Annotated in this window: 18 protein-coding genes; 6 read left to right on the top strand and 12 right to left on the bottom strand. The window is 65.9% G+C overall.

Annotated features, from left to right (window positions below):
- Positions 1–118 precede the first annotated feature (118 nt).
- From ACMGG8_RS23035 to ACMGG8_RS23020, 4 genes are read right to left on the bottom strand one after another with little or no spacing between them, the layout of a single operon-like run.
- Complete coding sequence (locus ACMGG8_RS23035) at positions 119–820, bottom strand: VIT family protein (protein ID WP_060838650.1); 702 nt, start codon at positions 818–820, stop codon at positions 119–121.
- 54 nt (positions 821–874) lie between these two features.
- Positions 875–1,849, bottom strand: a complete 975-nt coding sequence (locus tag ACMGG8_RS23030) for an FAD:protein FMN transferase (RefSeq protein WP_414159972.1) — start codon at positions 1,847–1,849, stop codon at positions 875–877.
- Complete coding sequence (locus ACMGG8_RS23025; protein ID WP_414158492.1) at positions 1,839–4,028, bottom strand: PepSY domain-containing protein; 2,190 nt, start codon at positions 4,026–4,028, stop codon at positions 1,839–1,841. The genes ACMGG8_RS23030 and ACMGG8_RS23025 overlap by 11 nt, the downstream gene beginning before the upstream one ends.
- Positions 4,029–4,054: 26 nt before the next feature.
- Positions 4,055–4,525, bottom strand: coding sequence for a DUF2271 domain-containing protein (locus tag ACMGG8_RS23020; protein ID WP_060838653.1), 471 nt, complete (start codon positions 4,523–4,525; stop codon positions 4,055–4,057).
- Between the two features lie 234 nt (positions 4,526–4,759).
- On the opposite strand from ACMGG8_RS23020, the gene ACMGG8_RS23015 reads away from it, so the two are divergent.
- The gene (locus tag ACMGG8_RS23015; protein WP_414158491.1) at positions 4,760–5,419 is read left to right on the top strand and encodes a response regulator transcription factor; all 660 of its coding nucleotides are present in this window, start codon (positions 4,760–4,762) and stop codon (positions 5,417–5,419) included.
- Positions 5,416–6,759 (top strand): ATP-binding protein, encoded by a 1,344-nt coding sequence (locus tag ACMGG8_RS23010; protein WP_060843177.1) that lies wholly within the window; start codon positions 5,416–5,418, stop codon positions 6,757–6,759. The genes ACMGG8_RS23015 and ACMGG8_RS23010 overlap by 4 nt, the downstream gene beginning before the upstream one ends.
- Before the next feature lie 1,262 nt (positions 6,760–8,021).
- On the opposite strand, the gene ACMGG8_RS23005 is transcribed toward ACMGG8_RS23010, so the two are convergent.
- The 8 genes from ACMGG8_RS23005 to ACMGG8_RS22970 all read right to left on the bottom strand — a co-directional run bounded on the left by ACMGG8_RS23005 (position 8,022) and on the right by ACMGG8_RS22970 (position 16,441).
- Positions 8,022–8,462, bottom strand: a complete 441-nt coding sequence (locus ACMGG8_RS23005; protein WP_060838656.1) for a CBS domain-containing protein — start codon at positions 8,460–8,462, stop codon at positions 8,022–8,024.
- A gap of 169 nt (positions 8,463–8,631) precedes the next feature.
- A complete protein-coding gene (gene solA, locus ACMGG8_RS23000) occupies positions 8,632–9,801 on the bottom strand; it encodes an N-methyl-L-tryptophan oxidase (protein WP_414158490.1) in 1,170 nt (389 codons plus the stop codon).
- 25 nt (positions 9,802–9,826) lie between these two features.
- Complete coding sequence (locus tag ACMGG8_RS22995) at positions 9,827–10,351, bottom strand: DUF2867 domain-containing protein (protein ID WP_414158489.1); 525 nt, start codon at positions 10,349–10,351, stop codon at positions 9,827–9,829.
- Between the two features lie 874 nt (positions 10,352–11,225).
- Positions 11,226–12,332, bottom strand: coding sequence for a polyamine ABC transporter substrate-binding protein (locus tag ACMGG8_RS22990; RefSeq protein WP_414159971.1), 1,107 nt, complete (start codon positions 12,330–12,332; stop codon positions 11,226–11,228).
- Positions 12,333–12,473: 141 nt separating this feature from the next.
- Positions 12,474–13,370, bottom strand: a complete 897-nt coding sequence (locus ACMGG8_RS22985; protein ID WP_060838660.1) for an ABC transporter permease subunit — start codon at positions 13,368–13,370, stop codon at positions 12,474–12,476.
- Entirely contained in the window at positions 13,367–14,248 is an 882-nt protein-coding gene (locus ACMGG8_RS22980) for an ABC transporter permease subunit (RefSeq protein ID WP_164990763.1), read from the bottom strand. Before ACMGG8_RS22980 ends, ACMGG8_RS22985 begins: the two co-directional genes overlap by 4 nt.
- Before the next feature lie 44 nt (positions 14,249–14,292).
- Positions 14,293–15,435 carry a polyamine ABC transporter ATP-binding protein gene (gene potA, locus ACMGG8_RS22975; RefSeq protein ID WP_060838662.1) on the bottom strand — a complete coding sequence of 381 codons (1,143 nt, stop codon included), beginning with the start codon at positions 15,433–15,435 and terminating at the stop codon, positions 14,293–14,295.
- A 250-nt stretch (positions 15,436–15,685) separates the two neighbouring features.
- Positions 15,686–16,441, bottom strand: a complete 756-nt coding sequence (locus ACMGG8_RS22970; RefSeq protein ID WP_414158488.1) for a gamma-glutamyl-gamma-aminobutyrate hydrolase family protein — start codon at positions 16,439–16,441, stop codon at positions 15,686–15,688.
- A 266-nt stretch (positions 16,442–16,707) separates the two neighbouring features.
- On the opposite strand from ACMGG8_RS22970, the gene ACMGG8_RS22965 reads away from it, so the two are divergent.
- The 4 genes from ACMGG8_RS22965 (at position 16,708) to ACMGG8_RS22950 (ending at position 21,741) form a co-directional block, all read left to right on the top strand.
- A complete protein-coding gene (locus tag ACMGG8_RS22965) occupies positions 16,708–18,084 on the top strand; it encodes a glutamine synthetase family protein (RefSeq protein WP_060838664.1) in 1,377 nt (458 codons plus the stop codon).
- 33 nt (positions 18,085–18,117) lie between these two features.
- Complete coding sequence (locus ACMGG8_RS22960) at positions 18,118–19,608, top strand: aldehyde dehydrogenase (RefSeq protein WP_060838665.1); 1,491 nt, start codon at positions 18,118–18,120, stop codon at positions 19,606–19,608.
- A 55-nt stretch (positions 19,609–19,663) separates the two neighbouring features.
- A complete protein-coding gene (locus ACMGG8_RS22955; RefSeq protein WP_060843181.1) occupies positions 19,664–20,944 on the top strand; it encodes an NAD(P)/FAD-dependent oxidoreductase in 1,281 nt (426 codons plus the stop codon).
- A 248-nt stretch (positions 20,945–21,192) separates the two neighbouring features.
- Positions 21,193–21,741, top strand: coding sequence for a cupin domain-containing protein (locus ACMGG8_RS22950; RefSeq protein ID WP_060838667.1), 549 nt, complete (start codon positions 21,193–21,195; stop codon positions 21,739–21,741).
- Positions 21,742–21,885: the final 144 nt, after the last annotated feature.

Genomic DNA, 21,885 nt, shown 5'->3' with positions numbered 1-21,885 from the left:
GCCGGCAAGCCGGCTCCCACGGGAATATCGCACGGTGTCAGGGCGACCGTAGGAGCTGGCTTGCCAGCGAAGGCGGCCCCACGGGCGGTGCATGGCGTTCGGACCCGTTCGCCTACGGTCAGACCACGGTGCCGAACACGCTGCCCACGGCGGCGGTGAGGCCCATGGCCAGGGCGCCCCAGAGGGTCACGCGCCAGGCCCCCGCCAGCACCCTGGCGCCGCCGGCGTTGGCCGCCACGGCTCCCAGGCCACCGAGGAACACCAGGGACATGCCGGCAATCCACGGCACCACGCTGTGGGTCGGGGCGATGAAGGTCACCGCCAGCGGCAGCGCCGCGCCCACCACGAAGCTGGCCGCCGAGGCCAGGGCCGCCTGCAGCGGCTTGGCCGCCAGGGCCTCGCTGATACCCAGTTCGTCGCGGGCGTGAGCCCCCAGGGCATCGTGGGCCATCAGTTGCACCGCCACCTGGCGGGACAGTTCCGGGTTGACGCCGCGGCTCTGATAGATGTGGGCCAGCTCGTTGAGTTCGGCCTGGTGATCGCTGGCCAGTTCGGCGCGTTCCCGGGCCAGGTCGGCCTGTTCGGTATCGGCCTGGGAGTGCACGGACACGTATTCTCCGGCGGCCATCGACATGGCCCCCGCCACCAGCCCGGCCATGCCGGTGACCAGCAGCGTGCCGTGGCTGGCGCTGGCCGCGGCCACGCCGATCAGCAGGCTGGCGGTGGAGACAATGCCATCGTTGGCCCCCAGGACGGCGGCGCGCAGCCAGCCAATACGGTCGTTACGGTGCAGTTCGCGGTGTCGGTGCATGAATTTCATCGGCGATGGACTCAGGTGGAGGGCACTGAACAATTTGTCGGGTGGGCCCGGGCTTCAACGGGCCTCGATGTCGGCCTGCAACTGCCCACCCACAATAGACACTTCCCGCAACTGCCCCGCGTCGCGGATCACAAACAAGGCATCCATGCCGCGCTCCTGGGCCAGCCGTGGCCCTTCGACTTCGCCCAGCACCAGCAGCGCGGTGGCCCAGGCATCGGCCAGCATGCAACTGCCGGCCACCACGCTGACCGAGGCCAGGCGGTTGTGCAGGGGCGCGCCGGTGCCAGGGTCCAGGGTATGAGCGTAGGACTGTCCGGCGATGTCCACCCACTGACGGTAGTCGCCGGAGGTGGCGATGGCTGCATCTTCCAGCTCCATCACCCCCATGACCTGGCGTTCCCCGCGCAGGGGTTTCTCCACGGCCACGCTCCAGGGCTGGCCCCCGGGCTTGCGGCCCCGGGCGCGCATTTCGCCGTCGATCCCCACCAGGTAGTCGCGGATGCCCGAGGCGTCCAGGGCCCGGGCCAGTTCGTCGACGCCAAAGCCCTTGGCAATGCCGTTGAGGTCCAGGCGCAGTGGGCCGCGCTTGCGCAGGCGGTGGCGCCTGGGTTCCAGCACCAGGGCGCTGCCGGCACAGTGGCGGCGCTGCCGGCCCAGTTCACACAAGGCCGCAGGTTCCAGGGTCCGCGGCGCGGGGCCAAAGCCCCAGTTCCGCACCAGCTCCCCCACGCCAATCTCGAAGGCGCCGCGCGATTGCTCGCTGACCCGCAGCGCGGTGCTGATGACCTGCATCAGCTCCCGCGGCACGCTTATCCAGCGGTGCCGGGGCGCGGCGTTGAGGCGGTTGAGATCGGACTGGGGGTTCCAGCCCGACATCTGCTGCTCGACCCTGGCCACGGCCTGGGCCAGGCGCTCGCCGAGGTCCTGGGTGGCGAAGCTCGGGGCGGCGTAGAACAGCGCGCTGTAGCGACTGCCCATGGTCGGGCCGTTGAGGCTGTAGCGCTGCAGTGCGGCGGTTTCAGTAGACATCTTCACGGTAACGTCCTTGGGCCTTGAGGGTCAGTACGCTGAGGTTGAGCGGGGCCAGCACTTCGTCCAGGGCCTGCATCACGCCCTTGGCCATCTCCCGGCTGCCGCAGACCAGCACCTGGGCGCCTTTTTCCACCAGCCGGCGCAGTGCCAGGGCATCGGCCAGCAGCCGGTCCTGCACGTAGCCGCGCTCCTGGGCCTGAGAGAAGGCCGCGCGCAGGGCGGTCAGGCGCCGGTCGGCCAGATAGCCCTTGAGTTCCGGCTCGTAGAGAAAATCCGAGGCCGGGTGACGCCCGCCCCAATACAGGTGCATCGGCTGCCGGGCCCGGTTGCCGCGGATGAACCCCGCCAGGGGGCCGATGCCGGTGCCGGCACCGATCAGGATCACCGGCTGCGCGCCCTTGAGCGGACGAAACTGCGGATTGGGCTGGATGAAACCTTGGATTCGCGCGCCTGCGTGCAGCTCATGGAGAAAGCCCGAGCACAGGCCCCCCGGGTGCTTGCGCACGCAGATCTCCAGCACCCCGTCGGCGCGGCTGCTGGCCAGGGAATAGAAGCGGGGCTGGGCCGTGCCGGGGGGCAAGATGCCCACCAGGTCGCCGGCCTGGAACTCGGGCAACGGCTGTCCGCTGCCGTCGGCGGCCTTGAAGCGCAGGATCCGCGTCGGCGCCTGGACCTGATCGCCATAGGCCACCGACTCCACCAGTTGCCACTCGTGGCAGGGCAGGACGTGGGCCTGATGCTGCAGGTCCAGGGGCAGGCCCAAGGCCCGGCCCAGGGCTTGGCCCCAGCGCTGGAACGCCTGGGGCGATTGGCGATCGATGGTTTCCAGGGGCAGCAGGCACTGCGCCGCGCCGGCGTCCAGGGCGTTCTGCACCTGTTCGGCAAAGCCGCAGAAACGCGGGAACTGCCGGTCGCCAAAGCCCAGCACGGCATACGCCAGGTCGGGCGCCAGCGGCCGCTGTTGCAGGCGTGCGAGAAAGCCTTGGGCCGAGGCCGGGGCATCGCCGTCGCCGTGGGTGGCGGTGAGGATCAGCAACTGGCGGGCCTTGGGGTAGTCGTTGCGCAGCTGGTTCATCGGCGCGCTGTGGACCCGGCGTCCCGCCGCCACCAGGGCCTGCTGCAGGGTCCGGGCAAAGCCCCAGGTGCCGTTGCTTTCGCTGCCCACCAGGATCACGCAGTCGGCGGCGTCGGCCGGGCAGTTGTCGTCGATCGCCACCGCGTCGCGACGCCGGCGCCACCACAGCCACAGGCCGGTGAGGCTCATCAGCGGCACCCCCAGGGCGCTGACGCCCAGCAGCAGGCCCAGCCACCACAGGCCTTCGCCGGTGTGCAGTTGGTAGATGAACCCGGAAACCTGCTGCATTGCGCCCTCGGGCTGGAAGGCCAGCAGGGCACCGCTGGCCGGATCGACATAACCTTGGCCGCTGCGGGTGTGCAGGCTGAACAGATCCCCAGGGCTGTCAGGGTCGGGGTAGACCAGCTCGCGCAGATCCTTGAGGTCCACGGCCTGCAACGCCGAGAGACTCGCCACCGGCAAGGCCGGGCCGGCGCTGATCGCGGCCGGCAGGGCGGGCTGGTTCTGGGCGTCGTCGGCGATCAGGCCCAAGGTGCCGGCCGACAGGTACAGCCCGCTCAAGGCCGACAGCAGCAGGCCAAGGAGCGTCAGGCGTCCCACCTCGGCGTGCCAGCGCTGGCTGAAACTGCCGCGCAACGGCCGCAGCAGCTTGCTCCAGCCACCGGCGCGGCGGGCCAGCAGCAGCGCGCCGGACGCCGCCAGCAACAGCATCGCCAGGGCGCCCAGGGCCGCCACCACATGCCCCGGGGTGTCGAGCAACAGCGAACGGTGCAGCTCCTTGACCCAGCGGGCAAAGGCCGAGGGTGTGTAGGGCGCCAGCACCGCGCCGGTCCGCGGGTCGACGCGGCTGGCCAGGGTCTGGCCATGCTCGCGGTGGTAGACGATCAGCGTGCCGGAGGGCGTGCGGCGGATCTGCTCGATCCCACTGAGCTGGCCGGCCACGCGCCCGGCCAGCTGCGCGACGCTGACTTCAGCCGCCGCCGGTGGCGCCTGCAGGCGTTCCAGGGCCGGGTTCAGCGCCAGGGTCGCGCCGCTGATGGCCAGCAGCATCACCAGCAGGGCGGCCAGCAGTCCGGGGATTGAGTGCAACGAGCGCAACATGGTCGGGCCTCCTCGGGGCGCAGGGTCTACAGGTCGTAACGCAGGGATTGCACGTAGGTGCTGCCACTGGCGGGTTGCCCGCTGCCCTTGAGGGTCAGGGGCAGGACCACGTCGGCGCGCACATCGCGCTGGTCTTCCACGGCGCTGTCGATGCGGATCTGATACCCGGCGTCGATCAGGCTGTCCGCCAGGTCGGCGCTGACCGTCAGGGTCTCGCCGCTGCCGACGCTGGCGCCGGTGACGCCGTCGTACTGGCCGGCAGCCGCGCCGCCACTGCGGGCCCACCCTGACAGGTGCTTGTAGTACTTGGCCTTCTTGCCGGCGACCCACAGGGTCTTCTGGTAGGCGCCGCTGGCGTCGGTGAGGTAGATCGCCAGGTACGCGCCATTGCCGCTGTAGGGCTTGAGCTGGGTGGTCAGGGTCACTTCACGGGCCTGGGCCAGTGTCGGCAGGGCCAGGGCCGCGGTGAGGCACCCGGCGATCAGGAGCTTGTTCATGAGGCTGTCCTTTTTGCTGAATGTGGCCGCAGCCTGGGCCGTCTAGCTGACAGCAACCTGAAGGCCGGGAAAAAACTTCAGGTCGTGGTGCTCTCGGCGACTCGGGCTTTTGCTGATCTGCCTCGCATCCCGCAGGCGCGACACTGGCTACCCTGATCAGGCCGGCGGCGTCTTCAGATTCGCGTCAGGTTCAGCGGTTAAGGTGCAGCACCACACAGGTACAGGAGAGCGTCGATGCGGGTGTTATTGGTCGAGGATGCGGCAGGGCTGGGGGACGCGGTGCGCGAGCAGATTGCCGACGATGGCCACGCCGTGGATTGGGTGCAGCGCCTGGAGCAGGCCCGGGCCAGCGTCGCCAGCACGCCCTATGACCTGATCCTGCTGGATCTGATGCTGCCCGACGGGCGCGGCCTGGAGTTCCTGCGCCAGCGCCGCGGCGCCGGCGACGTGACCCCGGTGATCATCCTCACCGCCCAGGACCAGATCTCCGAGCGCATCGCCGGGCTCAATGCCGGCGCCGACGACTACCTGGTCAAGCCCTTCGACCTGTTCGAGCTATCGGCGCGAGTCGCTGCGGTGGCCCGGCGCTACAGCGGCAACCCCAACCCGCAGATCCGCCTCGGCGAGCTGCAGGTGGACCTGAGCGCCCGTACCGTGCAGCGCGACGGCAGCATCATCGACCTCACCGCCCGCGAATGGGCGGTGTTCGAGGCCTTTGTCCAGCGCCCTAGCGCCTTGCTCTCCAAGTCCCAACTGGAGGAGCGGCTGTATGCCTTCGGCGCGGAAATCGAGAGCAACACCATCGAGGTCTACGTCAGCCGCCTGCGCAAGAAGCTCGGCCGCGAGCTGATTGAAACCGTGCGTGGCATGGGCTACCGGCTGATGCCCGCATGAAGCGTCCCGTCAGCCTGCAGAAACGCCTGAGCCTGGGCCTGACCCTGGGCATGACCCTGCTCTGGCTCGGGGCGACCGCCGGCACCTGGCTGGTGGTCCAGCACGAGCTGGACGAAACCTTCGACAGCGCCCTGGAAGCCACCGCCCAGCGCATCCTGCCCCTGGCCGCGCTGGAGATCGGCAACCGTCGCGGGCCGCGCCGGGCGCGGCACGTGGCGACCCTGAAGATGGACAGCGAGTACCTGACCTACCTGGTACGCGACGCCGAGGGGAGAATCCTCATGCGCTCCCACGACGCCAAGCTGAAGATCTTCAGCCACCGCCCGAGCCCCGGCTTCAGCACCACGGACAAATACCGCCTGTACAGCGCCAGCATTGAAAACGGCTCGATCGTCATCGAAATCGCCGAGCCCCTGGCCCACCGGCGCGAGGCCTCGCGGGAGGCGTTGCTGGCCCTGTTGCTGCCCCTGCTCGGGCTGATTCCCATCAGCCTGCTGGGCACCTGGCTGTTCGTGCGCATCAGCCTGCGCAGCGTGCTGGCTTACCGGCGCGCGGTGGAGTCGCGCGGCGTGGGCGATCTGTCGCCGATCCAGGTGGCGCGCCTGCCGGCGGAAATCGACCCGTTGGCCGAGGCGGTCAATCATCTGCTGGAGCGCTTGCGCAAAGCCCTGGAAGCGGAACGCAGCTTCACCGCCAACAGCGCCCATGAACTGCGCACGCCCCTGGCCGCGACCCTGGCGCAGATCCAGCGCCTGCGCCAGGAAGCGCCGCAGGGGCCCTTGCAGGTGCGGGCGGCGAAGATCGAGAACGCCCTGCGGGAACTGGCCAGGCTCTCGGAAAAACTCATGCAATTGGCCAAGGCCGAAGGCGGCGGGCTGCTCTCGCAAACCCCCGAGGACCTGATTCCGTTGCTGGCCCATGGCGTGGAGGAGTGGAATCGCGGCGCGGCGGCGCGGATCAACCTGCAGTTGCCGGAGGCAGCGCGGGTGTGCACCGCCATCGATCCGGACGCCTTTGGCATCCTGCTGCGCAACCTGATCGAGAACGCCCTGAAATACGGCGACCCGGCGCAGCCGGTAGAGGTCAGCCTCGGCGCCGACGGTTGCTTGCGGGTGATCAATGGCGGGCCGCGGGTGCCGGCGGAGGTACTGCAACGCCTGACCGAGCGCTTTGTACGTGGCAACAGCGAAACCAGCGGCTCGGGCCTGGGCCTGGCGATTGCCCAGAGCATCGTCCACGGCGTCGGCGGCCAGCTGCACCTGGCCTCACCGGCCAGCGGCCGCGACGACGGCTTCGAAGTGCGCGTGCACTTTCCCCTGGAGAGGCCGAGCCAATCGTAGTCGCTGGCTGGCCAACGAAGGCGTCGGTTGGATCGGTGCAAGGCTTGTGGGTCTGTTCGCCGGCAAGCCGGCTCCTACGTAATGTGCTGCCGCTGAGCGGGCGTCTGTAGGCGCTGGCTGGCCAGCGAAGGCGTCGGTTGGATCGGTGCAAGGCTTGTGGGTCTGTTCGCCGGCAAGCCGGCTCCTACGCAATGTGCTGCCGCTGAGCGGGCGTCTGTAGGCGTTGGCTGGCCAACGAAGATGCGGGTTGGATTGGTGCAAGGCTTGTGGGTCTGTTCGCCGGCAAGCCGGCTCCTACGTAGTGTACTGCCGCTGAGCGGGCGTCTGTAGGCGCTGGCTGGCCAGCGAAGGCGTCGGTTGGATCGGTGCAAGGCTTGCGGGCCTGTTCGCCGGCAAGCCGGCTCCTACGCAATGTGCTGCCGCTGAGCGGGCGTCTGTAGGCGCCGGCTGGCCAACGAAGGCGCCGGTTGGATTGGTGAAAGGCTTGTGGGTCTGTTCGCCGGCAAGCCGGCTCCTACGCAATGCGCTGCCGCTGAGCGGGCGTCTGTAGGCGCCGGCTGGCCAGCGAAGGCGCCGGTTGGATTGGTGCAAGGCTTGCGGGTCTGTTCGCCGGCAAGCCGGCTCCTACGTAATGTACTGCCGCTGAGCGGGCGTCTGTAGGCGCTGGCTGGCCGGCGAAGGCGTCGGTTGGATTGGTGCAAGGCTTGCGGGTCTGTTCGCCGGCAAGCCGGCTCCTACGCAATGTGTTGTCGCTGAGCGGGCGTCTATAGGCGCTGGCTGGCCAACGAAGGCGTCGGTTGGATCGGTGCAAGGCTTGCGGGTCTGTTCGCCGGCAAGCCGGCTCCTACGCAATGCGCTGCCGCTGAGCGGGCGTCTGTAGGCGCTGGCTGGCCGGCGAAGGCGTCGGTTGGATTGGTACAAGGCTTGCGGGTCTGTTCGCCGGCAAGCCGGCTCCTACGCAATGCGCTGCCGCTGAGCGGGCGTTTTTAGGCGTTGGCTGGCCAACGAAGGCGCCGGTTGGATCGGTGCAAGGCTTGTGGGTCTGTTCGCCGGCAAGCCGGCTCCTACGCAATGTGCTGCTGCTGAGCGGGTGTCTGTAGGCGTCGGCTGGCCAACGAAGGCGTCGGTTGGATCGGTGCAAGGCTTGCGGGTCTGTTCGCCGGCAAGCCGGCTCCTACGCAATGTGCTGCCGCTGAGCGGGCGTCTGTAGGAGCTGGCTGGCCAGCGAAGGGGCCGTTTGGGGCGGTGCAAGGTTTGCGGGCTTACTCGCCGCGAATGTATTGCTCCAGCTGGCGGATCAGGTCGGCCTGTTCGGCAATCGCTTCCTTGACCAGGTCGCCGATCGACAGCAACCCCAGCAACTGGCCGTTCTCCACCACCGGCAGGTGGCGCAGGTGGTGGTCGGTCATGATGCTCATGCAGGTTTCCACGTTCTGGTGCGAGTCCACGGTGATCACCGGCGAGCTCATGATGGCGCTGACCGGGGTGCCCACCGATGAGCGCCCGTGCAGTACCAGCTTGCGCGCGTAGTCTCGTTCGCTGATGACCCCGACCACTGCACCGTTCTCCATCACCGGCAGGGCACCGACGTTTTTTTCGGCCATCAGCATCAGCGCTTCCAGGACCATCTGGTGCGGGGCGATGGTGTGCACTTGCTGGTTGTGCTTGGCCTTGAGTTTCAGCAGTTCTGCGACGCTCTTCATGGGGCGCTCCGAGGGTTCTACGTGGGGCGGCGATGTGCCGCCCTGAGGGGTTTCTAAAGAATCGTAGAGACTCGACCAACCGGCAAGGCTGAAAACGGCAGATAAACGGCGAAAAACGTCAGCCCGGGGATTTTTTTTCATCGCGGCCCCGATTAGGGGGCCGTGGCCGTCAGTGGAAGCGTTGCAGGGAGAAACTCTGCAGGTCGATTTCGCTGCGGCCGTCCACCTGCAACTGGGCCAAGGCTTCGCCAATCGCCGCCGAGTGCTTGAAGCCATGGCCGGAGCAGGCGCTGACCACGGTGACGTTGGCCAGGCGCGGGTGACGGTCGATGATGAAGCCCGAATCCGGGGTCACGGTGTAGGCGCAGACGCTGGCCTTCACCAGCTCCGGGGCGAGCCCGGCGATATGCGGGGCCACCAGCTCGCGGAACAGGCGCTGGGCATCGGCGTGGCTGGGCTGGCGGTCGAGGCTGTCCGGCTGGCTGCTGACGCTGTATTGCTCGGTGGCGATTTTCACGCTGCCTTCGCCGGGAATCGGCGGGAAGCCATAGCAGGTGTCGACGTCGTCGGCGCTGTGGAGGATGAAGCTCGGCGAGCGGGCCGGGTAGTGTTGCGGCTCATCGAGGCGGAACCAGTACAGCTGCTGGCGGCAGACCTGCAGCAGGGCGTCGAAGGGCGCGCCGAGCAGCTGCGCCGACCACATGCCGGCGCTGACGATCACCTGCCGGGCGCGAATTCGCGAACCGGTGCTGATGACGTCCACGCCCTCGGCGTCGGACTTGAGCTCCTGCACGGTCTGGCCGGTGATCAGGGTTGCCCCCAGCTGTCGGGCCCGGGTCAGTTGCGCGTCGATGCAGCGTTCCGGGCGGACAAAACCGCCACCGGGTTCGAAGTAGCCCCGGGCGCTGTCGGCCAACGGGGCGAATTGCGGAAAACGCCGGCGGATCTCGGCGGCATCGAGTACCTGGTGCTCGATGCCGTAGTGCCGGGCCAGCGCGATGCTGTTGTCGGTGAAGTCCCGGTCCTGCGCCGGGCGCTGCGGGTCGGTGCTGGCGGTCATCACCAGCACCCCGCACTGCTCGAACAGCGCCACGGCCAGTTCGGCTTCCAGCTCGCGCCAGATCTCTTGCGAACGGATCGCCAGGGGCACGTAGGCCGCGCCTTCGCCCACCGCCTGGCGGGTGATGCGCGTGTCGCCGTGGCTGGAGCCCTGATCATGGGGCGGGGCGAAGCGGTCGATGCCCGCCACCTTGACCCCGCGCTTGGCCAGTTGATAGAGGGTGGCGGCGCCCATGGCGCCCAGGCCTACGACGACAACATCGAATTCGGGTGTCTGCACGGCAAGATCCTTGAAGGGTGGCGGCTCAGTGACGGTTGATCGTGGCCAGGGTCATGGGCGCGATGATCCGGTGGAACGGCGCCACCGGCAGCATGTACAGGCGCCCCAGGCGGTTGTGCGGATGCACCACGGTGCTCAGCACCACCGGGCGCAGGCCCTCGGCGGTCAGAGGCTGGAGGTTGAGCGACAGGTGCACGTCCAGGTGCTTGTCGCGGTCCACCACCAGCACTTCGTCGGGGCTTTGGGAGATCAGGGTGAAGATGCCGACCCGGTCGCCGGGCTGGTAATCCTCGTCAGGGCGCGCCAGGTCGATGCGGGTCAGGCGCCCCAGGTCCTTGAGACCGAACAGCTGCACCACGCGGTTGCGCAGGCCCATCATGCGGTCGATCCAGGCCGGGGTCTGGCTCATCAGGCACAGCAGGTGGCGCATGGCGCTGCGCTCGGGGTCCTCGGCCAGGGTGCGGCGACAGTCGATGAAGCTCGCCCCCGGTGCCAGGGCAGCGATGCTGGAGTCACTGGGCAGTGGGCAAGGGTGAACAGCGGTTTTCATCGATACGGCTCCCTGTAGAACTGGCGGCTGGGGCTGTATGCCGATCAGCCACGCCAGAAGCGGCAAAAAATACCACTTCCAGGCGCGGGGAACAGCCTGTGGCAGCGACAGGGGTCGCAGCACTCTCTGCTGCCTTCAGGATCGCTGCGTTTGCTGCGTCGGTCTGCCGCCCGAGCCGTTCGCAGCCTGCGGCAGCGGCTACAGCGTGTAGCCGCTGTCGAGCGTCAGCGAGGCTGCGACAGGGGCCGCAGGACCCTCTGCTGTCTTCAGGATCGCTGCGTCTGCTGCGTCGATATGCCGCTCGAGCCGTTCGCAGCCTGCGGCAGCGGCTACAGGGTGTAGCCGCTGTCGAGCGTTAGCGAGGCTGCGACAGGGGCCGCAGGCTCCTCAGCTGTCTTCAGGATCGCTGCGTTTGCTGCGTCGATATACCGCTCAAGCCGTTCGCAGCCTGCGGCAGCGGCTACAGGGTGTAGCCGCTGTCGAGCGTCAGCGAGGCTGCGACAGGGGCCGCAGGCTCCTCAGCTGTCTTCAGGATCGCTGCGTTTGCTGCGTCGATATGCCGCCGAAGCCGTTCGTAGCCTGCGGCAGCGGCTACAGCGTGTAGCCGCTGTCGAGCGTCAGCGAGGCTGCGACAGGGGCCGCAGGCTCCTCTGCTGCCTTCAGGATCGCTGCGTCTGGTGCATCGGTCTGCCGCCCAAGCCGTTCGCAGCCTGCGGCAGCGGCTACAGAGAACGCAAAAAAGGCGCCCGAAGGCGCCAAGGATTCACCCCAACCGAGGGAGCCGGGTGAAGCCGTTCGCAGGAGTGTCGCGGTGGTAAGGCGCGACGTGAACGGAAAAAGGGCAGCCGTGCCCGCCCGCGGCGGGCACCTTGGATCATTTACCCAGCTTGATCCTGGTCCAGCCGCGGTTCATCACGCGCTGGATGGCAATCGGCTGGTCCGGCACCGCGTAGAGGGTGGCCAGTACCTCTTGTGGCGGGTAGGACGCCGGGTCGTTGCGGATCGCTTCGTCCACCAGTGGCGTGGCCGCCGCGTTGGCGTTGCTGTAGCCGAGGCTGTTGGTGACCTCGGCGATGATGTCCGCGCGCATCAGGAAGTTCATGAACAGGTAGGCGTTGTCGACGTTGGTGGCGTCCTTGGGGATGGCCATCATGTCGTAGAAGCTGCCGGCGCCTTCCTTGGGAATGCTGAACGCGACCTTCTCCTTGTTGCCGGCTTCTTCGGCGCGGGAACGGGCTTGCAGTACGTCGCCGGAGTAACCCACGGCCACGCAGATGTTGCCGTTGGCCAGGTCCGAGATGTACTTGGAGGAATGGAAGTAGGTCACCGAAGGCCGGATCTTCATGAACAGTTCCTGGGCTTCGAGGATCTGCGCCTTGTCCTTGCTGGTCACCGGGTAGCCCAGGTAGTGCAGGGCGGCGGGGAGCATCTCGGTGGGCGAGTCGAGGAAGCTGATGCCGCAGGCCTTGAGCTTCTCGGCGTTCTCCGGCTTGAACAGCAGGTCCCAGGAGTTGATCGCGGCATCAGTGCCCAGGGCCGCCTTGACCTTGTCCGGGTTGTAGCCGATGCCGATCGAGCCCCACATGTAGGGGAAGGCGTGGGCGTTGCCCGGGTCGCTGGCGGAGGCGTTCTTGAGCAGCACCGGGTTGAGGTTCTTCCAGTTGGGCAGCTTGGACTTGTCCAGTTCCTGGTAGACCCCGGCCTTGATCTGCTTGGCCAGGAAGCTGTTGGACGGCACCACGATGTCGTAGCCGGACTTGCCGGTGAGCAGGCGCGCTTCCAGGGTTTCGTTGCTGTCGAAGACGTCGTAGGTGACATGGATGCCGGTTTCGGCCTCGAACTTTTTCAGGGTGTCCGGGGCGATGTAGTCCGACCAGTTGTAGACGCGCAGCACTTTGTCGTTGGCTTGAGCGCCGGTCAACAGTGCGCCCATCAAGGACACTGAGAGCAGGGTTTTGGCGAACAGTGTCCTGCCAGGCATTTTCATTACTACAACTCCATTTCTTATTGTGCAGATTGCTGCGTTTGCAACTCGGGGGTTCGGGTGAGCCTTTTTCGCCAGCAAGCTGGCTCCTACAGGTTTGGGTTATCTGTAGGAGCCAGCTGGCTGGCGAAGAGGCCGTCAGGCCGTCGCCGGCGCGGGTACCGCAGGTTTTTTCGCCGCCGGTGGCTGCCAGGATTCGTTGGCGGTGAAGTCCATGGCTTCCTGGATCGCCCGCTTGCGGGCCGCTTCGGCGCGACGGCCGAAGTACCAGACCAGGAAGGTCACCAGCGATACCGCCAGCAGGATCAGGCTGGCCACGGCGTTGATCTCGGGTTTGACCCCCAGGCGCACCGCCGAGAACACTTCCATCGGCAAGGTGGTGGAGCCCGGGCCGGAGACGAAGCTGGCCAGCACCAGGTCATCCAGGGACAGGGCAAAGGACATCATGCCGCCGGCCGCCAGTGACGGCGCGATCATCGGGATGGTGATCAGGAAGAACACCTTGAACGGTCGCGCTCCCAGGTCCATCGCCGCTTCTTCGATGGACAGGTCCAGCTCCCGCAGGCGCGCGGAGACTACCACGGCCACGTAGGCGGCGCAGAATGTGGTGTGGGCGATCCAGATGGTGACGATGCCGCGTTCCATGGGCCAGCCGATCAATTGCGCCATGGCCACGAACAGCAGCAACAGCGACAGGCCGGTGATCACCTCGGGCATCACCAGCGGTGCGGTGACCAGGCCGCCGAACAGGGTGCGGCCCTTGAAGCGGGTGACCCGGGTCAGCACGAAGGCCGCCAGGGTGCCCAGGGCCACCGCCGCCACGGCGGTGTAGCAGGCGATCTCCAGGGAGCGCGCCACCGAGCCCATCAGTTGCTGGTTGTCCAGCAGGCCGACGTACCACTTGATCGACCAGCCGCCCCACACCGTCACCAGCTTGGAGGCGTTGAACGAGTAGATCACCAGGATCAGCATCGGCAGGTAGATGAACAGCAGGCCCAGCACCAGCATCAGTTTGGAAAATTCGAAGCGTTTCATGCCCGTGCCTCCATCTCTTTGGCCTGGCTGCGGTTGAACAGCAGGATCGGAATAATCAGGATTGCCAGCATCACCACCGCCAGGGCGGAGGCCACCGGCCAGTCACGGTTGTTGAAGAATTCCTGCCACAGCACGCGGCCGATCATCAGGGTTTCCGGGCCGCCCAGGAGTTCCGGAATCACGAACTCGCCGACCACCGGAATGAACACCAGCATGCAGCCTGCGATGATGCCGTTCTTGGCCAGGGGCACGGTGATCTTCCAGAAGTTGTTGAAGTTGCTCGACCCCAGGTCGGATGCGGCTTCCAGCAGGCTCTGGTCATGCTTGACCAGGTTGGCGTACAGCGGCAGCACCATGAACGGCAGGTAGGCGTAGACCACGCCGATATAGACGGCGGTGTTGGTGTTGAGGATTTCCAGCGGCTGGCTGATCAGCCCGGTCCACAGCAGGAAGCTGTTGAGCAGGCCGTTGTTGCTGAGGATGCCCATCCAGGCATAGACGCGGATCAGGATCGCGGTCCAGGTCGGCATCATGATCAGCAGCAGCAAGACGTTCTGCGCTTCCTTGCTGGCCTTGGAGATGGCGTAGGCCATGGGGAAACCCACCACCAGGCACATCAGGGTGCTCAGCAGCGCCACCTTCAGCGACCCCAGGTAGGCCGAGAAGTACAGCTCGTCGCCGGCCAGCATGGCGTAGTTGCCCAGGTTCAGCAGCAGCTGGAATTTCTGTTCGGCGTAGCTGTAGATCTCCGAGTAGGGCGGGATCGCCAGGGCCGCTTCCGAGAAGCTGATCTTCATCACCAAAAAGAACGGCAGCATGAAGAACAGGAACAGCCAGAGGAAAGGAACGCCGATCACCAGCTTGCGACCGCTGGGCAGCATGCGGAACAGTTTCTGATTGACAGTGCTCATGCTCGAAGTCCTCATGCCCGCAGCACCACGCCGCTGTCGTCTTCCCACCAGACGTAGACCTGGTCATCCCAGGTCGGCCGCGCGCCACGGCGCTCGGCGTTGGCCATGAACGACTGGACGATCTTGCCGCCGGGCAGCTCGACGTAGAACACCGAGTGGCCGCCCAGGTAGGCGATGTCGTGCACCTTGCCTTTGGACCAGTTGTAGCGGGCGTCGGGCTTGAGGGTGGTGACCAGCATCTTTTCCGGGCGAATCGCGTAGGTCACCGACTTGTCCTGTACCGAGGTACTGACCCCGTGGCCGACGTAGATCTGCTGCTCAAGGTCCGGGCAGTCGATGATGGCGTAGCCTTCCAGGTCTTCGGTGACGGTGCCGTCGAAGGCGTTGACGTTGCCGATGAACTCGCACACCAGGCGGCTGACCGGCGCCTCGTAGATGTCCACCGGGCTGCCGGTCTGGGCGATCCAGCCCAGGTGCATGATGGCGATGCGCTGGGCCATGGTCATGGCCTCTTCCTGGTCGTGGGTCACCATCACGCAGGTCACGCCCACGCGTTCGATGATTTCCACCAGTTCCAGTTGCATCTGCGAGCGCAGCTTCTTGTCCAGGGCGCCCATGGGTTCGTCCAGCAAGAGCAGCTTGGGGCGCTTGGCCAGGGAGCGGGCCAGGGCCACCCGCTGGCGCTGGCCACCGGACAGCTGGTGCGGCTTGCGCCGGGCGTACTGGGTCATGTGCACCAGCTTGAGCATTTCCTCGACCCGGGCCTCGATCTCGGCGGGCGGCAGGCGGTCCTGCTTGAGGCCGAAGGCGATGTTCTGGGCCACGGTCATGTGCGGGAACAGGGCGTAGGACTGGAACATCATGTTGATCGGCCGCTCATAGGGCGGCATGTCGGTGATGTCCACGCCATCCAGCAGGATGCGGCCTTCGGTGGGGCGTTCGAAGCCGGCGAGCATGCGCAGCAGGGTGGATTTGCCGGAGCCGGAACCGCCCAGCAGGGCAAAGATCTCGCCCTGGTGGATCTCCAGGGACACATCGTCCACGGCCACGGTTTCATCGAACTTCTTGGTCACCCGGTCGATCTTGACCAGGACCTTCTGCGGGCTCGGGGTGCCTTCGAGGGCCTTGCGGTAAGTGCTGGAGGCGTTTGCCATGTGAAACTCCCAACAGGTGTCAGCAGCCTGGCCAATTCGGCCGGGCCTAAAGGTTGATTGCCAGCCCGCAAGGGGTGCGGGCTGATTCGGCGCTGCCTTCCTGGCGGCCTGACGCTATTTGTTGTTGTGGTCTTGCCGTGTGTTGCTCACGCCGGACGTCGGGCGCGCACAGGCGCGCTCGCCGTGGGGCAGGGCGTGGTGAATCTCGTTGAATGCCTGGAAGGCCGCCGCAGCGGCCGGGGTTTGCCGGTTAGCGGCGTTGCGCGGCCCGTTGCCGGCAGGCGTCGCCAAAGGCCTGGAAGATCCGCAGGTAGGCCGGGTTCGACAGCACCTGCCATTCCGGGTGCCACTGCACGCCGAAGGCAAAGGTTGCGCTGTGTTCCACCGACAGCGCCTCGATCAGGCCATCCGGGGCCACGGCCTCGACCCGCAGGCCGGGGGCCAGGCGGTCGACGCCCTGGCTATGGATCGAGTTGACCTGGATCTCGCCGGCCAGGCCCATGGCCTCGAACACGCCGCCGGGCTGGATCGCCACCGGGTGCGCCGGGGCGTACTGCACTTCGATGCGCGGGTCGTCGGCTTCGCGGTGGTCCATGTAGCCCGGCAGTTCATGCACCTTCTGGTGCAGGCTGCCACCGAAGGCCACGTTCATTTCCTGGAAGCCGCGGCAGATGCCGAGCACCGGTACGCCGGCGGCAATCGCCGCGCGCAGCAGGGGCAGGGTGGTGGCATCGCGCTGCGGGTCATGGGCGGTGCCCGGCTCGCTGGGCGTGCCCTGGTAATGGAAGGGTTCGACATTGGACGGCGAGCCGGTAAACAGCAGCCCGTCCATGTTGTGCAGCAGATCGTCGATATCGATCAGATCCGCCAGGGAAGGAATGATCAGGGGCAGGCCCTCGGCCGCGACGCTGACAGCACGCAAGTACTTGTCGCCGCTGACGTGGTAGGGGTGCAGGCCGATCTCTTTGACGCACGCAGTAACGCCGATCAATGGCTTGAATGCCATTTTTATCACCTCGAAATTCACGCTGGAACGAGTTTTTCCAGAGCTTATCCTCGTTGATTTTAATTAACAACTTCCATGTAAAAAATTCTAAACGTTACTCGTCCGAAACCCGCAGGCGGCGCGGATTGCGCCGGTTATTTGTCTCCAGTGGAGCAAAATAATTGACGAAAAGCCGCCGCTGTTGGCTATTGACTCCGGTTTTTCTTTCGGGTTGACTGCTGGCGTGTCACAGCAGTGAACATAATAATTAACACAATAGGTGCATCATGTCGGTCCCCCCGCGTGCCATTCAGCTCAATGAAGCCAACGCCTTCCTGAAAAAACACCCCGAGGTTCTCTACGTCGATCTGCTGATTGCAGACATGAACGGTGTGGTGCGCGGCAAGCGCATCGAGCGCACCGCGCTGCACAAGGTCTACGAGAAGGGCATCAACCTGCCAGCCTCGCTGTTTGCCCTGGATATCAACGGCTCCACGGTGGAAAGCACCGGCCTGGGCCTGGACATCGGCGACGCCGACCGCATCTGCTACCCGATCCCCGGCACCCTGAGCGTCGAACCCTGGCAGAAGCGCCCCACCGCGCAACTGCTGATGACCATGCACGAGATCGAGGGCCAGCCTTTCTTCGCCGACCCGCGCGAAGTGCTGCGCCAGGTGGTGAGCAAGTTCGACGCGCTGGGCCTGACCATCTGCGCCGCCTTCGAGCTGGAGTTCTACCTGATCGACCAGGACAACGTGAACGGCCGTCCGCAGTCGCCGCGCTCGCCGATTTCCGGCAAGCGTCCGCAGTCGACCCAGGTCTACCTGATCGACGATCTGGACGAATACGTCGACTGCCTGCAGGACATCCTCGAAGGCGCGAAAGAGCAGGGCATCCCGGCCGACGCCATCGTCAAGGAAAGCGCCCCGGCGCAGTTCGAGGTCAACCTGCACCACGTCAGCGACCCGATCAAAGCCTGCGACTACGCGGTGCTGCTCAAGCGCCTGGTGAAGAACATCGCCTACGACCATGAAATGGACACCACTTTCATGGCCAAGCCCTACCCGGGTCAGGCGGGCAATGGCCTGCACGTGCACATCTCGATCCTCGACAAGCAGGGCAACAACATCTTCGCCAGCGAAGACCCGGAAACCAACGAAGCCCTGCGTCACGCCATCGGCGGCGTGCTGCAAACCCTGCCCGAGCAGATGGCCTTCCTGTGCCCCAACGTCAACTCCTACCGTCGCTTCGGCGCGCAGTTCTACGTGCCCAACTCGCCGACCTGGGGCGTCGACAACCGCACCGTGGCCGTGCGCGTGCCGACCGGTTCGGCGGACTCGGTGCGCATCGAACACCGGGTCGCCGGTGCCGACGCCAACCCCTACCTGCTGATGGCCTCGGTGCTGTCAGGCATCCATCACGGCCTGACCAACAAGATCGAGCCGGGCCCGGCGATGGAAGGCAACGCCTACGAACAGAGCGAGCCGAGCCTGCCGACCAACCTGCGGGACGCCCTGCGCGTACTGGACGACAGTGAAGTGATGGCCAAGTACATCGACCCGATGTACATCGACGTCTTTGTCGCCTGTAAGGAAAGCGAGTTGGCGGAGTTCGAAAACTCCATCTCCGACCTGGAATACAACTGGTACCTGCACACGGTCTGATGGCCGTGTCACGTCCTGCCTTGAGTATTTGCCATGACTAAATCCCGCAGCGACTGGGAGCAGCACTTCCAGTCCCTCAGCCTCGAAGGCCGTGCCTTTATCGACGGCCAGTACTGCGCCGCCGCCAGTGGCGCCACCTTTGAATGCCTGAGCCCGGTGGACGGGCGCTTCCTGGCCAACGTCGCCAGCACCGATCAGGCCGATGCCGATCGTGCGGTGGCGGTGGCGCGCCAGGCGTTCAACAGTGGCGTCTGGTCGGGCAAGGCCCCGGCCGAGCGCAAGCGCATCCTGATTCGCTTCGCCGAGCTGATCCTGGCGCACCAGGAAGAACTGGCGCTCCTGGAAACCCTGGACATGGGCAAGCCGATTGGCGACTCCATGGCCATCGACATTCCGGCCACGGCCAACGCCATTCGCTGGAACGCCGAAGCCATCGACAAGCTCTACGACGAAGTGGCGGCCACGCCCCACGACCAGCTGGGCCTGGTGACCCGGGAGCCGGCAGGCGTGGTGGCGGCCATCGTGCCGTGGAACTTCCCGCTGATCATGGCCAGCTGGAAGTTCGCCCCGGCCCTGGCGATGGGCAACTCGTTCATCCTCAAACCGTCGGAAAAGTCGCCGCTGACCGCGATCCGCATCGCCCAGCTGGCCCTGGACGCCGGCATCCCCAAGGGTGTGTTCAACGTCCTGCCGGGCTACGGCCACACCGTCGGCAAGGCCCTGGCCCTGCACATGGACGTGGACGTGCTGGCCTTCACCGGCTCCACCGCCGTGGGCAAGCAACTGCTGGTGTATTCCGGCGAAAGCAACATGAAGCGGGTGTGGCTGGAGGCCGGTGGCAAGAGCCCCAACGTGGTGTTCGCCGACGCCCCGGACCTGCGCGCCGCGGCTGAAGCGGCAGCCGCGGCCATCGCCTTCAACCAGGGCGAAGTCTGCACCGCCGGCTCGCGCCTGCTGGTGCAGCGCTCGATTCGCGAGCAGTTCATCCCGCTGCTGGTGGAGGCCCTCAAGGGCTGGAAACCGGGCCATGCCCTCGACCCGCAAACCCGGGTCGGCGCGGTGGTGGACCAGCGCCAGCTGGACAACGTGCTGCGCTACATCGACATCGGCAAGGAGCAGGGCGGGCAACTGCTGGCCGGCGGCGTCCGCGCCCTGGAAAGCAGCGGCGGCCTGTATGTCGAGCCGACGATCTTCGACGGCGTGACCAACGCCATGACCATCGCCCGGGAGGAGATCTTCGGCCCGGTGCTGTCGGTGATCAGCTTCGATACCGAAGAAGAAGCGTTGCAGATCGCCAACGACAGCATCTTCGGCCTGGCGGCCGGGGTCTGGACCGCCGACCTCAGCCGCGCCCACCGCTTCGCCCGTGGCCTGCGGGCCGGCAGCGTGTGGGTCAACCAGTACGACGGCGGCGACATGACCGCGCCGTTCGGCGGCTTCAAGCAGTCCGGCAACGGCCGCGACAAGTCGTTGCACGCCTTCGACAAATACACCGAGCTCAAAGCGACCTGGATCAAGCTCTAACTCTTATAACAACAGCGGCGGCGGGCCTGGGCCCGTACCCGCTGGGGAATTTCTCATGCAAACCTACGTGAACAGCTACTACGCGGCGACCCGCAACCAGACCACCGACTACCCGCAACTGGAAGAGTTGGTGGAGTGCGACGTCTGCGTGATCGGCGCTGGCTACACCGGCCTGTCCTCGGCCTTGTTCCTGGCGGAAGCGGGCTACAGCGTCACCGTGCTCGAAGCGGCCAAGGTCGGCTTCGGCGCCAGCGGGCGCAACGGCGGGCAACTGGTCAACTCCTACAGCCGCGACGTGGACGTGATCGAAGAACGCTACGGCGAAAAAAGCGCCGAAGTGCTCGGCAGCATGATCTTCGAAGGCGCCGACATCATTCGCCAGCGCATCCAGCATTACGACATCCAGTGCGACTACCGCCCCGGCGGCATCTTCGCCGCCCTGAACAACAAGCAGCTCAAGGGCCTGGCGGAACAGAAACGCAACTGGGAACGCCTGGGCAACCACAACCTGAAGCTGCTCGACAAGGCGCAGATCGACCGCGAAGTCGGCACCAGGAACTACATCGGCGGCTTGCTGGACATGCAGGGCGGCCACATCCACCCGCTGAACCTGGCCCTGGGCGAGGCCAGCGCCATCATCGGCCTGGGCGGCAAGATCTTCGAACAGTCGGCTGCGGTGGAAATCACCTACGGCGAACCCAACGTGGTGCGCACCGCCAAGGGCGTGGTGCGCGCCAAGTACCTGCTGATCGCCGGCAACGCCTACCTGCAGCAAGACCTCGATCCACGAGTGACCCGCAAGAGCATGCCCTGCGGCTCGCAGATCGTGGTCACCGAGCCACTGCCGGAGCAACTGGCCCGCAGCCTGATCGCCAACAACTACTGCGTGGAAGACTGCAACTACCTCTTGGACTACTTCCGCCTGACCGGCGACAACCGCCTGCTGTACGGCGGTGGCGTGGTCTACGGCGCCCGCGAACCGGACGACATCGACCAGCTGATCCGGCCGAAGATCCTCAAGACCTTCCCCCAGCTCAAGGACGTGAAGATCGACTACCGCTGGACCGGCAACTTCCTGCTGACCATGTCGCGCATGCCGCAATTCGGCCGGATCGAAAAGAACGCCTACTACATGCAGGGCTACAGCGGCCACGGCGTCACCTGTTCGCACCTGGCGGGCAAGCTGATTGCCGAAATGATCCGCGGCGACGCCGAACGCTTCAACGCCTTCGCCTCCCTGCCACACATGCCGATGATCGGCGGGCGCACCTTCCAGGCCCCGCTGACCGCCATGGGCGCCGCGTACTACGCCTTGCGCGACCGCTTCGGCATCTAAATGCACGTAGCGGCTACAGCCCCACTCTGTAGCCGCTGCCGCAAGCTGCGACGAGGTCCGCAGGACCTCCCGACGCCCCCGACAGCGCCCACATTTCCCCCGCAGCACCCCTCATCGCGAGTCTTTACAGCTTGCCTGTCAAACATGTTTAAATAGCCGCCTTTTCAGGCTCCAGGGCAGCCAAATCGCGACATTCGCGACCCAACCGCCGCAAAAATACCCTTAAGTACTTCTCGCATAAGGCTGTTATGGACACGGGCACCCGACTCAAACTCGTTCGCGAAAGCTACAAACTCTCCCAGCGCGAGCTGGCACGTCGCAGTGGCGTCACCAATGCCACCATCTCCCTGATCGAACAGAACCGCGTCAGCCCCTCCGTCAGCTCCCTGAAAAAGCTGCTGGAAGGCATCCCCATGTCCCTGGCCGACTTCTTCACTTTCGACCAACCGCCCCGCGAGCACCAATACGTGTTCCGCGCCAACGAACAGCCCGACCTCGGTCGCGACGGCCTGCGCCTGCTGATGATCGGCGCCCCGGTGGCCAACCGGCAGATGCGCTTTCTGCGCGAGCAATACGCCCCCGGCGCCAGCTCTGGCGAAGAAGCCATCGTGCACAGCGAAGGCGAAGAGTGCGGGCTGGTTGTTCGTGGCACTGTGGAGTTGACGGTGGATGGGCAGGTGAGTGTGTTGAATCCGGGGGATGGGTATTACTTTCCGACCACCTTGCCTCATAGCTTTAGGAATATTGGGCAGGATGAGGCGGAGATTATTAGTGCGAATACGCCGGCGAACTTTTGAGTGGCTGGGTGATTGATCCAGTACGACCTGCTGCAACCCTATCCAGCCTGCGCCTTGTGTGCAGGCTTTGTTTTTTTGAACGGCCCAGGCCCCGATGACTGTAGTAACTGCGCTGCGGACAGGGCCTGGGGCGGGCGTCGTGCA

The organism is Pseudomonas sp. BNK-45 (assembly GCF_047456255.1).
Taxonomy (GTDB): domain Bacteria; phylum Pseudomonadota; class Gammaproteobacteria; order Pseudomonadales; family Pseudomonadaceae; genus Aquipseudomonas.
Note: the sequence above shows the minus strand (reverse complement) of the source record. Positions and strands in the feature narration are given on the sequence as shown.

Bases quoted from the DNA above. Each gene is read 5' to 3' on its own strand.
- ACMGG8_RS23010 (WP_060843177.1), top strand. From the start codon at position 5,416: ATGAAGCGTCCCGTCAGCCTGCAGAAACGCCTGAGCCTGGGCCTGACC.
- ACMGG8_RS22960 (WP_060838665.1), top strand. From the start codon at position 18,118: ATGACTAAATCCCGCAGCGACTGGGAGCAGCACTTCCAGTCCCTCAGC.
- ACMGG8_RS23025 (WP_414158492.1), bottom strand. From the start codon at position 4,028: ATGTTGCGCTCGTTGCACTCAATCCCCGGACTGCTGGCCGCCCTGCTG.
- ACMGG8_RS23030 (WP_414159972.1), bottom strand. From the start codon at position 1,849: ATGTCTACTGAAACCGCCGCACTGCAGCGCTACAGCCTCAACGGCCCG.
- ACMGG8_RS22985 (WP_060838660.1), bottom strand. From the start codon at position 13,370: ATGAAACGCTTCGAATTTTCCAAACTGATGCTGGTGCTGGGCCTGCTG.
- ACMGG8_RS23020 (WP_060838653.1), bottom strand. From the start codon at position 4,525: ATGAACAAGCTCCTGATCGCCGGGTGCCTCACCGCGGCCCTGGCCCTG.
- ACMGG8_RS22995 (WP_414158489.1), bottom strand. From the start codon at position 10,351: ATGAAAACCGCTGTTCACCCTTGCCCACTGCCCAGTGACTCCAGCATC.
- potA (WP_060838662.1), bottom strand. From the start codon at position 15,435: ATGGCAAACGCCTCCAGCACTTACCGCAAGGCCCTCGAAGGCACCCCG.
- ACMGG8_RS23015 (WP_414158491.1), top strand. From the start codon at position 4,760: ATGCGGGTGTTATTGGTCGAGGATGCGGCAGGGCTGGGGGACGCGGTG.
- ACMGG8_RS22970 (WP_414158488.1), bottom strand. From the start codon at position 16,441: ATGGCATTCAAGCCATTGATCGGCGTTACTGCGTGCGTCAAAGAGATC.
- ACMGG8_RS22990 (WP_414159971.1), bottom strand. From the start codon at position 12,332: ATGCCTGGCAGGACACTGTTCGCCAAAACCCTGCTCTCAGTGTCCTTG.
- ACMGG8_RS23035 (WP_060838650.1), bottom strand. From the start codon at position 820: ATGAAATTCATGCACCGACACCGCGAACTGCACCGTAACGACCGTATT.
- ACMGG8_RS23005 (WP_060838656.1), bottom strand. From the start codon at position 8,462: ATGAAGAGCGTCGCAGAACTGCTGAAACTCAAGGCCAAGCACAACCAG.
- ACMGG8_RS22950 (WP_060838667.1), top strand. From the start codon at position 21,193: ATGGACACGGGCACCCGACTCAAACTCGTTCGCGAAAGCTACAAACTC.
- ACMGG8_RS22965 (WP_060838664.1), top strand. From the start codon at position 16,708: ATGTCGGTCCCCCCGCGTGCCATTCAGCTCAATGAAGCCAACGCCTTC.
- ACMGG8_RS22955 (WP_060843181.1), top strand. From the start codon at position 19,664: ATGCAAACCTACGTGAACAGCTACTACGCGGCGACCCGCAACCAGACC.